General features: G+C 38.3%; 11 protein-coding genes. 6 read left to right on the top strand and 5 right to left on the bottom strand.

Features of this window, described 5'->3' with window-relative positions; all coding sequences use genetic code 11:
- Nucleotides 1-201 precede the first annotated feature (201 nt).
- The 3 genes from Q4600_RS15010 (at nucleotide 202) to Q4600_RS15020 (ending at nucleotide 3,535) form a co-directional block, all read left to right on the top strand.
- Nucleotides 202-705 carry a VC2046/SO_2500 family protein gene (locus Q4600_RS15010; RefSeq protein ID WP_229368580.1) on the top strand — a complete coding sequence of 168 codons (504 nt, stop codon included), beginning with the start codon at nucleotides 202-204 and terminating at the stop codon, nucleotides 703-705.
- A 132-nt stretch (nucleotides 706-837) separates the two neighbouring features.
- Entirely contained in the window at nucleotides 838-1,125 is a 288-nt protein-coding gene (locus tag Q4600_RS15015; protein ID WP_102527228.1) for a DUF406 family protein, read from the top strand.
- A 232-nt stretch (nucleotides 1,126-1,357) separates the two neighbouring features.
- The gene (locus Q4600_RS15020; RefSeq protein WP_229368697.1) at nucleotides 1,358-3,535 is read left to right on the top strand and encodes an EAL domain-containing protein; all 2,178 of its coding nucleotides are present in this window, start codon (nucleotides 1,358-1,360) and stop codon (nucleotides 3,533-3,535) included.
- Nucleotides 3,536-3,563: 28 nt separating this feature from the next.
- Here the strand turns inward: Q4600_RS15020 and Q4600_RS15025 are convergent, their stop codons facing one another.
- Both Q4600_RS15025 and Q4600_RS15030 read right to left on the bottom strand, forming a co-directional pair.
- Nucleotides 3,564-4,046 (bottom strand): YchJ family protein, encoded by a 483-nt coding sequence (locus Q4600_RS15025; protein WP_303517190.1) that lies wholly within the window; start codon nucleotides 4,044-4,046, stop codon nucleotides 3,564-3,566.
- Nucleotides 4,047-4,193: 147 nt separating this feature from the next.
- Nucleotides 4,194-4,805: a DUF4440 domain-containing protein gene (locus Q4600_RS15030; RefSeq protein ID WP_303517189.1), complete on the bottom strand. Its 612-nt coding sequence runs from the start codon at nucleotides 4,803-4,805 to the stop codon at nucleotides 4,194-4,196.
- A 125-nt stretch (nucleotides 4,806-4,930) separates the two neighbouring features.
- Between Q4600_RS15030 and smrA the strand changes: the two genes are divergently transcribed.
- The gene (smrA, locus tag Q4600_RS15035; RefSeq protein WP_248956345.1) at nucleotides 4,931-5,524 is read left to right on the top strand and encodes a DNA endonuclease SmrA; all 594 of its coding nucleotides are present in this window, start codon (nucleotides 4,931-4,933) and stop codon (nucleotides 5,522-5,524) included.
- 776 nt (nucleotides 5,525-6,300) lie between these two features.
- Here the strand turns inward: smrA and Q4600_RS15040 are convergent.
- Nucleotides 6,301-6,441: a hypothetical protein gene (locus Q4600_RS15040; protein WP_157936199.1), complete on the bottom strand. Its 141-nt coding sequence runs from the start codon at nucleotides 6,439-6,441 to the stop codon at nucleotides 6,301-6,303.
- Nucleotides 6,442-7,064: 623 nt separating this feature from the next.
- A complete protein-coding gene (locus tag Q4600_RS15045; RefSeq protein WP_303517187.1) occupies nucleotides 7,065-8,939 on the bottom strand; it encodes a M2 family metallopeptidase in 1,875 nt (624 codons plus the stop codon).
- A gap of 193 nt (nucleotides 8,940-9,132) precedes the next feature.
- Between Q4600_RS15045 and Q4600_RS15050 the strand changes: the two genes are divergently transcribed.
- Nucleotides 9,133-9,777, top strand: coding sequence for a TetR/AcrR family transcriptional regulator (locus tag Q4600_RS15050; RefSeq protein ID WP_102527232.1), 645 nt, complete (start codon nucleotides 9,133-9,135; stop codon nucleotides 9,775-9,777).
- Nucleotides 9,778-9,786: 9 nt separating this feature from the next.
- Entirely contained in the window at nucleotides 9,787-12,063 is a 2,277-nt protein-coding gene (locus tag Q4600_RS15055) for an acyl-CoA dehydrogenase (protein WP_303517186.1), read from the top strand.
- Nucleotides 12,064-12,188: 125 nt separating this feature from the next.
- Here Q4600_RS15055 and pyk read toward each other — a convergent pair whose 3' ends face one another.
- Nucleotides 12,189-13,628, bottom strand: a complete 1,440-nt coding sequence (gene pyk / locus Q4600_RS15060; RefSeq protein WP_102527234.1) for a pyruvate kinase — start codon at nucleotides 13,626-13,628, stop codon at nucleotides 12,189-12,191.
- Nucleotides 13,629-13,662: the final 34 nt, after the last annotated feature.

Raw genomic sequence — 13,662 nt, forward strand, 5'->3', positions numbered from 1 at the left:
GGAGAAGGATTCGAACCTTCGAAGGCTGAGCCGTCAGATTTACAGTCTGATCCCTTTGGCCACTCGGGAACCCCTCCTCAATTGCGGCGAGAATAATAGTCACGAATTAAATATAAGTAAAGCCAAAATCGAAAATAACTCTCAAGTATTTGTTCAAGTGGTCGATAAAATAACAATCGCAGTAATTAATGATGTTTTTATATGCAAATTGAGTTTCCTTTAGTCAATGAACTACAACTGGGCAATCGTTTAAATGATGCGATTGAACATGATCGTCGTGGTGAATTTGGCCTTCTTTTATCTATGTTGTCTGTTGATGCTCGTGACATGTCACAATTTCAACTTGATAAAGAACTCAATGTCGATGAAAAACTATACAAAACTTTTCAGTTACCTCAAGCTCAACAACTCGTATGTGATTTATCACAACAGCAAGCTATAGATCACGCCACTGATTTTCAACGCGGCGGGGTATCGCAATTTCATTTACAACAAGCTTTAAAACCCGAAGCATTAGTGACTCGCGGGCAATATGAGGATGAAATGCAAATCGTTTTGGCTAATTGCGATGAGCTTACTAAATTAAAACACCAACAATCAGTTCCAGAAATTACAGAAATAAATCAAATTCATTTCTTAGATCAATTAGCCACTCAGCGTAAAATAAGTGAGACTTTAGCAAACCAGCTTTATGCAGTTGCTTGATTTTTAAACTGTAATGATTGTTGTTGTCACATTTGTTGAATATTATGTTCTGCTAATTGTGTGAACTAGCTAGATAATAAATGACAGTTTTTACGTTATGCTGACGCTTTATAGCAGTGAAAGGCGATTAATATGATTAAAACGATTACTAAGCAAGACGTTCAAGTTAGTGATAGCTGTAATGATTGTGGTTCATTTGTTGATATCGGTACTGTGATCGATGAACAAGATACGCAGTTGATTTTGCAAGTTGAAGGCGAAACAGCCTTAGCGGATGCTCAGGCGATTATTGAAAAAGCAGAAACACGATTTGACTCTGTTAACACTCGTTTTGATGAAACCGACAATCACATAACGGTGTTTATTGAGTTTGAATTTACAGCTGAAAAAATGATTTTTCAGTTAGAAAACAGTCTGTAAAAGCGAAAACTCTTGGTTACAATCTAAATTTAAGGGTTACATCTTGCAATTTTATGTCGTAAGTGTAACCTTCGTAACACTAATACTTTTGGGATAGACCTTTTGTTTATTCCTATATACAGGTTTTTTTCTGTATAACACTTATGGGTATGATAATTACCCTGATTTTAAATGGATAAAGACCTCCTAAGAATGAGGTCAACCCGATTGCTATGCTGTCTTTTTGGGAATAATAATGAAGCAAACTGAGCAACACTTATTAGAGTTAATTGTAAACTCTGTGGCTAAAGAAAAGGGGGACTTCACCGGAACCTCTGAATTAGTCTGTAAATTGCTGTTGAAGCATTTTAATGCCACTTGTGTGTCTGTTATTTCTCTACGAAATAAAGCACTTGAGCAAAAAGTTGTTGCCTGCCTTTCCCCAGTAGTCGCTATTAGTGATGCGATTAAGCAATTACGTCATGATAATTTTGCCTCTGAATCATATTTTGAAGAAATCCGCCGTTATAGACACATTGCTAGTAGCATTTCAGCAACTGATAAGCGTTTAAGCTGTTTTTCTGACTATTATAAACAAACTGGAATTGAATCTAATCTTGATGTGGCTATCCGAATTAATGGCCATATCGAAGGTCTACTTTGTATTGAGTTTGATCACCAAGTTGAATTATCCATACCAAACATAGAATTTGCATGTCAATTTGCAGATCAATTAGCACTGACCCTCGCAACGCGTTATGCCTATGACAATAATGAACGACTAACTTTATTTCATAGTGCGACAGAACAAGCTAAGCATGTACTGATGTTAATCAATCTGAAAACTCAGATCATTGAGTACGTCAATCCTGCTCATGAAAAGATGACAGGGCTTGCTCGCGAGATTGTTCAAGATAACGAGTTAATTACTTTAGATTTTTTCCGTGGTAAACGCGAACTTGCCAATGAACTCACTGAAAAATTAATTGCTGGTGAAACGATTCAAGGTGAAGCTGAGCTGGAGAGAGTCGATAACACTAAATACTGGGTACAGTATCAAGCCAACCGCTTTGTAACAGAGCAAGGTAATTATTATGCCTTGGTTTCTTGTATTAATGTTTCTGAGCAGCGTCGACATAAAGACGAATTAGAAAACCTTGCTTGGAATTGTACTTTAACAGGCTTGCATAATCGGCTGCATTTCACCCAGCAACTTGACCGAGCTTCAAACGGTATACTGTTTCTAATCGATTTGATGGGCTTCAAACGTTTTAATGACACCAGTGGTCATGAGCAAGGTGATGCACTGTTAACTGAAGTTGCACGTAGATTAAAACACTTCGCACTAAGTAATAATGCCATTGATGTTGCACGTGTAGGCAGTGATGAGTTTGCCGTTTTGTTACCTGATCTTGAATCAACAGAAATTCTTGAAGAAGTTGTTTTTAAGCTTTATCAAAAGCTAGCTGTTCCTTCTGTTATCGGTCGCGAAAAAGTTGATCCTAAAGCAGCCATCGCGGTTGTGGATGTCGCTGCTGTTGCATCACAATTCTCACCTTTATCTTGTGCTGATATTGCACTGCAATATGCCAAGAAGAAAGCCATGTTGAATTTTCAGATATTCAATGATGATTTATTAGCCACGTTTAAAAATAATGCTGATATAGAAAGAGATTTAATGTCTGCTATCCGTGGTAGGCAATTTGAGCTCTACTATCAGCCGTTAATGGATTTAAAAAACCACAAGTATATTGGTGCTGAGGCGTTAATACGCTGGCATCACCCTAAAAAGGGCATACTTTATCCTGGTGCGTTTATTGAGATAGCAGAACAATCAGGAATGATTAATGCTATCGGCGACTGGGTACTCGAAGCGGCTTGTAAACAGCTTAATTTATGGCAGCGTAAAGATGTTGACATAGTGATGCATGTTAACGTTGCAGCAAGACAGTTCTTCAGTGGCAATTTATTCGAGCAAGTTTGGAATTTAGTCACTCGTTATAGAATAAAACCACAGAGTTTGATTCTAGAAATAACAGAAACAGAATTAATGGGTGATATTCGACATGCCACTCGTTTGTGTCAAGAATTGGCTGACTTGGGTGTAGGCTTAGCCATTGACGATTTTGGCACGGGCTATAGCTCTATGCGTTATCTAAAGCAATTTCCTATTACTAAGTTAAAAATAGATCGTTCATTTATATCAGATTTAACCACTAGCCATGAAAGCCGTGAGATAGTTAGCGCAATTATCGCAATGGCCAAAGCCTTGAACATATCATTGACAGCGGAAGGGGTTGAAACTAAAGAGCAGGAAATATTCCTCGAAGATAGTAGTTGCCATCATGCACAAGGGTATTTATACAGTCCCGCTATAAGAGAAAACGAATTTTCAAAGTTCATTTTTGAGCAAAATACAGCGGTACATTAAGCATTGATTTCACTTTAAAGCTTTAACGTTAGACAATTTTTCGCATGCAACAAGCTTTAAACTTTTTTCCACTGTAGCAAACGCACTTATCATTTCGTTTGGGTAACTCAGCCGCTCTTTGTTCTCCTTCTGTGTAATACCACATGCCATTCAACTTCTGAAATTGTGAACACTCGTAAATAGCATCGATGTCATTATTGTTTATATACCATGCTTTAAAAGTGACTGTGCCTTCGACCAAATCATTTTGCGATTCTTCTACGTCTAATCCTAACCATTCAGTGTCATTTGCGCCTTGCGCTAGAAGTTCAACGGTTAAGCCATTTAAGTAGTCAGGGTGGTGGGTGTCGATTAAGTATTGATGATGCTGTAGAACAAAAGCGCAATAACGAGAGCGCATGAGTGTTTCTACATCATTTGCAGTGTTAACTTTTAAGTGAAATGGCTGGCAACACTGGGCGTAAGTGAGTGTTCTGCCGCAAGGGCAAAGAGATTGAATGTTTATTGTCATGTTAATGGCTAATGATCTGCTGGCATTTTATTGATTAGTATTGAAATGACAATGGTACAGATTTTTAAAGCGTAACAGAATATCTTTATCGATTCACCGTCGTTATGGCATTTCTAATTGCGATTTTATTGACTGAACATGAACAAATTAATGGTCGTGTTCGTCAGACTCTTGATGATTTTCATGTAAAGCCGTGGTTTCTTCATGTGATTCTATTAGTGGGTTAAATTGACGCCCGTAGTATAAGTTTGAACTTGGTTTTGCAGAGAAGTAGAAATCAGGTTTAACTTTAGTATTTGAATCAACGATAAACTGCCATTGTTGCTCACCAACTTTACGAGACACGAGAACAAACTTTCCTGAGAATACACTCGTTGGTTCGCCAGTTTCTTTACGGGGATGGAAACGCACTAAGTAATAACCTACATCGGTTGCATTTTCATCGGTCAATTCTCGGTTGATGACTCTAAAATCGACATCGATATGGGCTGATTTTTTGGCAATTTTCTTAAAAAAGACTTTATACAAGGATAAGATATTTTCTTTACCTGTCACAATTTCTTTATCGAAGGTTTCTGAAATGTAAACGGCATCGTCAGCATAAATTTGATCAATGATGTTGAGATCTAATTTTTCAAATCCTGAAGAAAAGACTTTATAGTTAGCATTAATTAAGTCGTTGTCTGTCATTGTTTCAGCAGTTGAAAAGTGACTGAAAAAAGATAAAACGAAAATAAACAAAAGTTTTATATGGCTCATGTAAATATAATGCTCTTAAAATGAGTTTTAAATGAATGCGTATGCAGTTCAAGATATGGATGACACTATAAATTATTATAATCCGCAGCAAAAGCGTGGAATCTTTACAAATTGTGTAGGAGTTGATGATGCAGCAAGAAGACAGTGATTTATTTTGGGAAGAAATGGCAGGTGTTAAGCCACTTAAGGTCAATGATAGTCATTTTAATCAATCCACTCATTTACCGACTGACTCACAGTTAGCAAGACGAGCTGCGGCAGCACAAAACGAGTATTTGGATAAACTTACTGTTGATCCTGCTTTGATACTACCGGTTGAACCAGAGGAGATCATTAGCTATAAAATCAATGGTGTCCAAGAAGAAGTGTTTCGTCATTTACGTTTAGGTAAATATAAAACTAAATCTGTAATAGATCTGCATGCTTATCGTTTGGTTCAAGCACGTGAATTGTTAATCGATGCTGTTTTACAAGCCTATGGGCGAGGTGAGAGAAATATATTAGTTATTCACGGCAAAGGGTTTAAAAGCAAACCTTTTGCTGGATTGATGAAGTCGGCTGTTAATCATTGGTTAGTTCAGTTAGAAGAGGTACAAGCTTTTCACAGTGCAACCCGCGAACAAGGTGGAACAGGAGCTTTGTTTGTGATGTTAGTCAAATCTGAACAGCAACGCGTAGTAGCAAGTGAAACCAATCGCAAAGGCAGCGGCTTTAGATAATGCATATGTCGTTAGGAATATGTGATTAATAAAGCCCGTGGGGAAGGGCTTTACGTGTTGTTTATCTTTGCTGCAGTTATATCAGTAAATAGCCAAGTACACCGATAAGAATCACAAATATAATGATTGTGGTTGTGTTGTTTGCTTTATCACTGCTTTCGTTATTTAAACGTTGTGATCGCTCATTTCTGTGTTTTTGATAACTTTTCTTGTTCATGTTGTGCCTAGGTTTCATTGTTTGAAACCGATTTAATGTTTTAGAAGGCTGCGGGATTAGGTTTGATGCCTTGTAGACTCGACCATAACTCCTGGAGATCATTAAATTGTATTAAGTAAAACAAAGGATATTGCGGCTTAGATACACCGATCTGAGTCAATATTCTTCTCAATAGAAGCATTCAATCAAAGCTAATGATTAAATCTTTTAAGCAAACAGTTGTAATCAACAACCATTGGTGACAATCACTATTAACAATCACTAATAACAGTCATTAATTAACAATCACTCACATTCAAATATTAATTAGTAGTACTGAGGTTTGAGTGCTTTTGAAATTGATTCCATTAATAACTTTGTCATTTTCATCTAAAAAAATAACTATGTTTTATCCATAAATGTGAACTAGTGAGACATTTCATAAAAGATATTGTATAAAGCAAAGCTGATGGTTATAAAATGTTTAAAGTCGAAACTAATAAGTTAATTAACAGTAGCTTACATGTTGTTTGTTGTTGCTGAATTATTCACAAAAGGCATCATTGAACCGGCTTTGCACTTACATGACGAAATACAACACTGCCATAGTGATGAAGAGAAAGTGAATGCTAGTTTTGTGGTTAGCATAATTTAATGTCGAACCTTTACGGATCCGTTTAGCTCGACCATTTCTTAGTTTTACATAGTTACTTTTTTTCACACAAAACTCCTTGCTCCTGAATAATTCAAGAAAACAATACTTAGAATGAAGAAGGGCTAATTAATAACTGAATGATTAATTATATTTTTAAACGAAGGCGGGTGTTTAACTGTATTGAAATCAACAGAAATCCGAATGTGGATTGTTGATGTAATAGGATCACCTACGCATTCGCTGCACAAGTAACTCCATTCACTTTGTGTTCGAACGTAAATTACCACAAAGACTTGTCTCATAAACGGCTATTTATGTGATCTAGATCGTATAAGTCAAAATAACAACAGGTGTCATATTAATGTCGTTAAAAGGTGTGTAGGTTTTGGTTGCTCACCTGTTTCTCATTTGTTTTGATCTGGTTAAATTGTGGCGTTGTGTTCAGTAAAGGGATAAATGAGATTTTGTGTGATTGAAGAAGCAAAAGGTTATGTTGTTGGTATTTGTATTCGATTTATATTAATTGATTAGGATATGCAAAGACTGACATTAGCAGTCATCAGGTTAATGTGCCTAGAATTGATTTAAGGCTAAATATTACTGTAGCTACAAAAAGAGCACCTTAATTAGGTGCTCTTTAATGTTTTGATTATTTACCAAAACCAATAGGTGTATCTATATTGACTCGATTACCAACCGCATTGACGATTTTCGGTTTTATTCTGCTCATCAAGCCAAACCTGCAATGGCGCAAAATAATCCAATACCGCTTTAGCATCCATTGACTTAGTACCAGTAACAATATTCAGTGCTTCAGGCCAAGGCTGACTGAGTCCAGCTTCTAGCATTTGATTTAACTTATCGCCAGCTTCTTTGTTGCCGTAAATACTGCATCGGTGGACAGGGCCTTCATTACCAGCAATGTCACATAACGATTTGTGAAATTGGAATTGAAGTACATGAGCTAAGAAATAGCGTGTATAAGGCACGTTACCCGGTACGTGGTATTTAGCACCGGGATCGAAATCGGCTTCTGTACGTGCTATCGGTGCAGCCACACCTTGATATTTTTCACGTAAATCCCACCAAGCTTGGTTGTATTGTTCAGGTGTTATTTCGCCATTGAAGACTTTCCAGCGCCACTGATCAATCATTAAGCCAAATGGCATAAAAGCAATTTTATCGAGTGCTTGTTTTAATAATAGACCTATGTCTTTAGAAGCATCAGGTACCTCGTCAAGTAAACCTATTTGTTTTAAGTAGCTTGGGGTGATTGATAATGCGATGGTATCGCCAATAGCTTCATGGAAACCATCATTGGCAGAGCCTTTAAATAAATGAGGCTGGTTTTTATAGGCTCGTTGATAATAATTGTGGCCAAGCTCATGATGAATAACAGTAAAGTCTTCAGCAGTTTTTTGAATACACATCTTAATACGAATATCATCTTCGTTGTCTAAATCCCAAGCAGATGCATGACAAACGACATCACGATCTTTGGGTTGAACAAAAAGGGAACGTGTCCAAAAAGTATCTGGTAATTCATCGAAACCAAGGGATGAGAAAAAGCCTTCAGCTTGTTCAACCATTTTAATTTCGTCATAATTATTTGCAGCAAGTAGGGCTGTTACATCATAACCTGGATCAGCATCTTCAGGTGCCACTGAATTGTATATGGTTCCCCATTGCTGTGCCCACATGTTACCCAATAGATGAGCAGGAATTGGACCTTGCTTAGGTGCTATGTCATCACCATATTGCTCGTTTAACTCGCCACGTACGTAACAATGTAGAGAATCATATAAAGGCTTAATGTCACCCCATAATCTATCGAGTTCTGCAGAAAAGTCGTCTGGTTTCATATCATATTGACTACGCCATAATTCAGATAGATCAGCAAAACCTAAGTCTCTAGCGCCTTCATTAGCAAGTTCAACTTCTCGTTCAAACAAAGGGCGCATCGGCTTAGCTATTTCACGCCAACCTTGCCAAGCCTCTAATAATACAGCGGGATCTTGAGACTCTGCCATTAACGCTGAAAGTTCAGGCTGCGTGAGACAACGTCCATCATCAAAACAGTATTTCCCTTTGCCATATAAGCCGTTTAATTCTGAACTGATTTGTGCAAGTTCTGCATTCTTTACTGGATCGAGAGGTGCGGGCAAAACAAGGCTACTGCGTAGAATATGTAACTTACGGGCATTGACAGAATCGAGTTCTACATTGGCATATTTGGCGGCTTCGGTAGCAAAGCTAACTGAGCGAGAAGTCATTTTCTCACCAATAGCAGCTGAGAGTGCGGCTGTATCTTCAGTAATAAAGTTACTATATACCCATTCAGTACGAGCGCCTTCTATAGACAGTTGAGCCAACTCAGCTTCTGCTTGATTAATAAACTTAATTGCTGATTCACTATCAATTGTTGATGTTGCTTTAATAACAGTATTTTGAACTTCCGCTGTTGAAGTGATGATTTCTTCTTCTGCTTGTTGGCAGGCAGTAAGCCCTAATGCAATTGAAATAACCAATGCAATTTTGGACGGCTGTTTAAAAGGGTGTTTCATCTTATCGTTTTCCTTATTTTTATTGTCGGCGTTAGTTTACATAAATAAGGCTTATATTGCATATAAGTTAACAGAACCCGCTGTGATGCCTATAAACCTGCTATTAACTTAGTCTGTTAACAGTAAATTAGATTGACAAGTGTGCGCTCAATGTTTAATTTAAACGAGTGTTTTAATTGAAATGGGTCATGGAATGGCAAGCAGAACAGATACAAAAACAAGAATTCTTGATGCCGCTGAAAAATTATTTGCCGAAAGAGGCTTTTCAGAAACATCGTTAAGGTTAATTACCAGTAAAGCTGAAGTCAATTTGGCATCCGTTAACTATCATTTTGGTTCAAAGAAAGAACTCATTCGAGCGGTGTTAGCACGCTACTTAGATGTGTTTATGCCTAGTGCAGCAGCTGAAATACAAAGGTTATTTAAAAATCCAGAGCTTGCTAATTTGAATGAAATATTTTCATCGCTAATTAAGCCCTTGCTGGAACTCAATCAGGTACGTCATGGTGGAACAACGATTTTTCTACAGTTGTTAGGTCGTGGTTATATTGAGAGTCAAGGTCATTTGCGTTGGTTTATCACAACGCATTATGGACAATATTTAGAAGCGTTCGTAAAAGCGGTTTCAGCAAGTGCGCCGCATATTCCGCCTGCAGAAATGTTTTGGCGTCTACACTTTACCTTAGGCACAATTGTTTTCACTATGGCTTCTGCAGATGCATTAAATGAAATTGCTGCAGCAGATTATGGTGAACATAACGATACCGAAGCAATTATACGTAAAGTCATACCATATATGGCAGCTGGCGTTTCAGTACCCATTTTAGCAAAGGAATAAGGGATTAACATGACTGTCCTCATACTAGTTTTAATAGCACTGATTGTGCTATTTGGTGTCCGAAATTTAAGGATGCGTTTTATTACTCGTCCTGTTTTTAGTTTTTTCAAAAAAGTGTTACCACCGCTCTCAAGTACTGAAAAAGAAGCTATGGAAGCTGGCGATGTATGGTGGGAAGGTGAGTTATTCCGTGGTAACCCTAACTGGAATACGTTACATAACTACGGCAAACCAACACTCTCTGCTGAAGAACAAGACTTTATTAACAATCAAGTGATGACAGCACTCACAATGATTGACGATTATGACATTGTTCATAATCGTAAAGATCTACCTCCTGAATTATGGGATTACTTTAAAAAAGAAGGTTTTTTCGCTTTAATTATCCCTAAAAAGTTTGGTGGTCGTGAGTTCTCTGCTTATGCGAATTCAACTATTGTAAGTAAAATTGCTACCAGAAGTATCAGTGCTGCTGTGACAGTTATGGTACCTAATTCACTGGGTCCTGGTGAATTATTGACTCACTATGGTACTCAAGAGCAAAAAGAGCGTTGGTTACCAGCATTAGCGGTTGGTGAAGAATTACCGTGTTTTGCGTTAACTGGCCCTGAAGCAGGTTCAGATGCTGGTGCTATTCCAGATGTTGGTATCGTTTGTCGTCGTGAGTTTAATGGTGAAGATACCCTAGGTTTAAGTTTAACTTGGGATAAACGCTATATCACTTTAGCACCTGTTGCGACCGTACTCGGATTAGCGTTTCAAATGCGCGATCCTGAAGGTTTATTAGGTGATGAACAAAACATTGGTATTACTTGTGCGTTAATTCCTACCGATCATGAAGGGGTTGAAATTGGCCGACGCCATAACCCACTCATGATGGCATTTATGAATGGCACCACCACAGGTAAGGATGTATTTATCCCCCTTGATTGGATTATTGGTGGCCCTCAATTTGCCGGTAAAGGCTGGAGAATGTTGGTTGAGTGTTTATCAGCTGGTCGCGGTATTTCTCTACCTGCACTTGCCACTGCATCAGCGCAAATGGCGACCAAAACAACAACTGCTTACAGTTATGTGAGACAACAATTTGGCATGCCAATTGGTAAGTTTGAAGGCGTACAAGAAGCTTTAGCCCGTATCATTGCTAATACTTATCAACTTGAAGCCGCGCGTTGTTTAACGACAACAGGTATTGACCTTAAGGTTAAACCGTCAGTAGTAACGGCTATTGCAAAATACCATATGACTGAACTGGGTCGAGATGTGGTTGAAGATGCAATGGATATTCAATCAGGTAAGGGTATTCAGCTTGGCGCTAAAAATTACTTAGGTCATGCATACATGTCTAGCCCAATTTCGATAACGGTTGAAGGCGCAAACATCCTCACTCGTTCTCTGATGATTTTTGGTCAAGGTGCAACACGTTGTCATCCTTATGTCCTTGCTGAAATGGAAACGGCAGCGATGGAAGATCAAAAAGCAGCTATTAACCGTTTTGATGCTTTGTTGATGGGTCATATGGGCTACGCAGCGCGTAATGGTGCTATGGCGTTCTTTAACGCATTAACAGCCAGTAAAACTAATTCATCGCCAGTGAGTGGTACCACGCAGCAGTATTACAAAGACATGAGCCGATTATCATCGGGTTTAGCCATCATGACGGATTTGTCTATGCTAATAATGGGCGGTGACTTAAAGCGTAAAGAAATGATTTCTGCGCGTATGGGTGATGTACTTAGCCAACTTTATTTAGCATCTGCCACTTTAAAGCAATTTGAAGACAACGGCCGTCAACAAGACGATTTGCCGATTGTGCATTATGTAATGACAGAACGTTTACATCTTGCGGCTAAAGCGCTTCATGAAGCAACACGTAACTTCCCAAGTAAGCTTGTTGGCATATTATTGAAAGTGATTATATTCCCATTAGGCAATCATTTTAATGCGCCATCAGATAAACAAGCGACGACATTAGCAGACAACTTCTTACAACCATCACCAGCAAGGGATCGTATTACTTTCTTATGTGCTGATTTTGAAGGGGATAAGAGTGGTATTGCTGAAGTTGAACAAGCTTTTCTTGCAAAGATTGAGTGTAAGCATTTATATGCTCGCTTGAGAAAAGCACAGAAGGCAGGTGAACTCACGCCAAAACTACCTGCTCTAGCTAGTTTCAGTGAAGCATTAGAAAACAATGTTATTGATCAGCAAGAGTACGACCAATTGGTTGATGCTGATATAAAACGTTTAGCTGCGATTAATGTGAATGATTTTGAATCACTATAATTAATGTTATTTGAAAGATTAAAACACACGTAATAAAAAACCACCTCATTGAGGTGGTTTTTTTATGAAGCTAAATAGCGAGTTAATTACCATTGAGCTTGATGTAAATGTAGTTACAAAATCAACTAAGCTACGACTAACACTTTACAAGTGTTTGTGCCGCCAACTGTTTCCATCGCATCACCTTTAGTCATTAAGACCATGTCACCTGATTTAAGGTAACCAGCTTTAGCGACAGCTTTTAGTGCTTCAGAAGCTAATGCATCTGCTGCGACTGCTGTAGAGTCAAACTGAACCGGCATCACACCACGGAACAATGCAAGCTTTGCTAACGTCTTTTGATGACGTGACAGCGCAAAAATAGGTAATGATGAACTGATACGAGACATTAATTTAGTTGTCTCACCAGATTCAGTCAAACTGATAATCGCTTTAACACCTTCAAGGTGGTTAGCTGCATACATAGTAGAAAGAGCGATAGTTTCTTCAATAGAATTGAACTTTTGATCCAATCTATGTTTAGAAGACATCACTGAAGGATGTTGTTCTGCACCTTTACAAACGTTGCTCATTGCTAACACAGTTTCTTCTGGGAAGTCACCGGCAGCTGTTTCAGCTGAAAGCATTACCGCATCTGTGCCATCTAATACAGCGTTAGCTACATCCATCACTTCTGCACGTGTTGGCATAGGACTAGAAATCATTGATTCCATCATTTGGGTCGCTGTAATAACAACTTTATTAAGTTGACGTGAGCGCTTAATGAGTTTCTTTTGAACAGCCACTAATGCAGCATCGCCAATTTCAACACCTAAGTCACCACGAGCAACCATTACAGCATCAGATGCTTTAATAACATCGTCCATTGCTTCGTCAGTACCAACAGCTTCAGCACGTTCCACTTTTGATACGATTAATGCATAGCTACCAGCTTCTTCAGCAAGTTTACGAGCTAAGTCTAAATCTGCACCTGTACGTGGAAATGAAACGGCAAGGTAATCAACTTGAATTTGAGCAGCTGTTAAAATGTCAGCTTTATCTTTTTCAGTTAATGCTGGTGCAGTTAAACCGCCACCTTGCTTATTGATACCTTTATTGTTTGATAGAGGACCAGCAACAGTAACAGTAGTGAAAACTTTTTGACCGTCTACTGAATCAACACGAAGTTGAACACGACCATCATCAAGCATTAAGATGTCACCGATAACAACGTCGTTTGGTAACTCTTTGTAATCAATACCAACTTGCTTTTCGTCACCTTCGCCTTTGCCTAATGCCGCATCTAAAACAAAGATATCACCTAAATTCAGTTGAATTTTCTTGTTATCTTTGAAAGTAGAAACACGAATTTTAGGGCCTTGTAAGTCACCTAATACTGCGACATGAACGCCTAACTCTTTAGCGATGTTACGAGCGTCAGTAGCACGTTTAAGATGATCTTCTGGTGAACCATGTGAGAAGTTAAGACGCACCACATTCGCACCTGCTGCGATGATTTTACGTAAATTGTCATCACGATCAGTTGCAGGGCCAAGTGTAGTAACGATTTTAGTTCTGCGGAACATAAGATACTCCGTTAATTTAAAGAAAAAGAATTCG

This window comes from Shewanella sp. 2_MG-2023 (assembly GCF_030548905.1).
GTDB classification, from domain to species: Bacteria; Pseudomonadota; Gammaproteobacteria; order Enterobacterales; family Shewanellaceae; genus Shewanella; species Shewanella electrodiphila.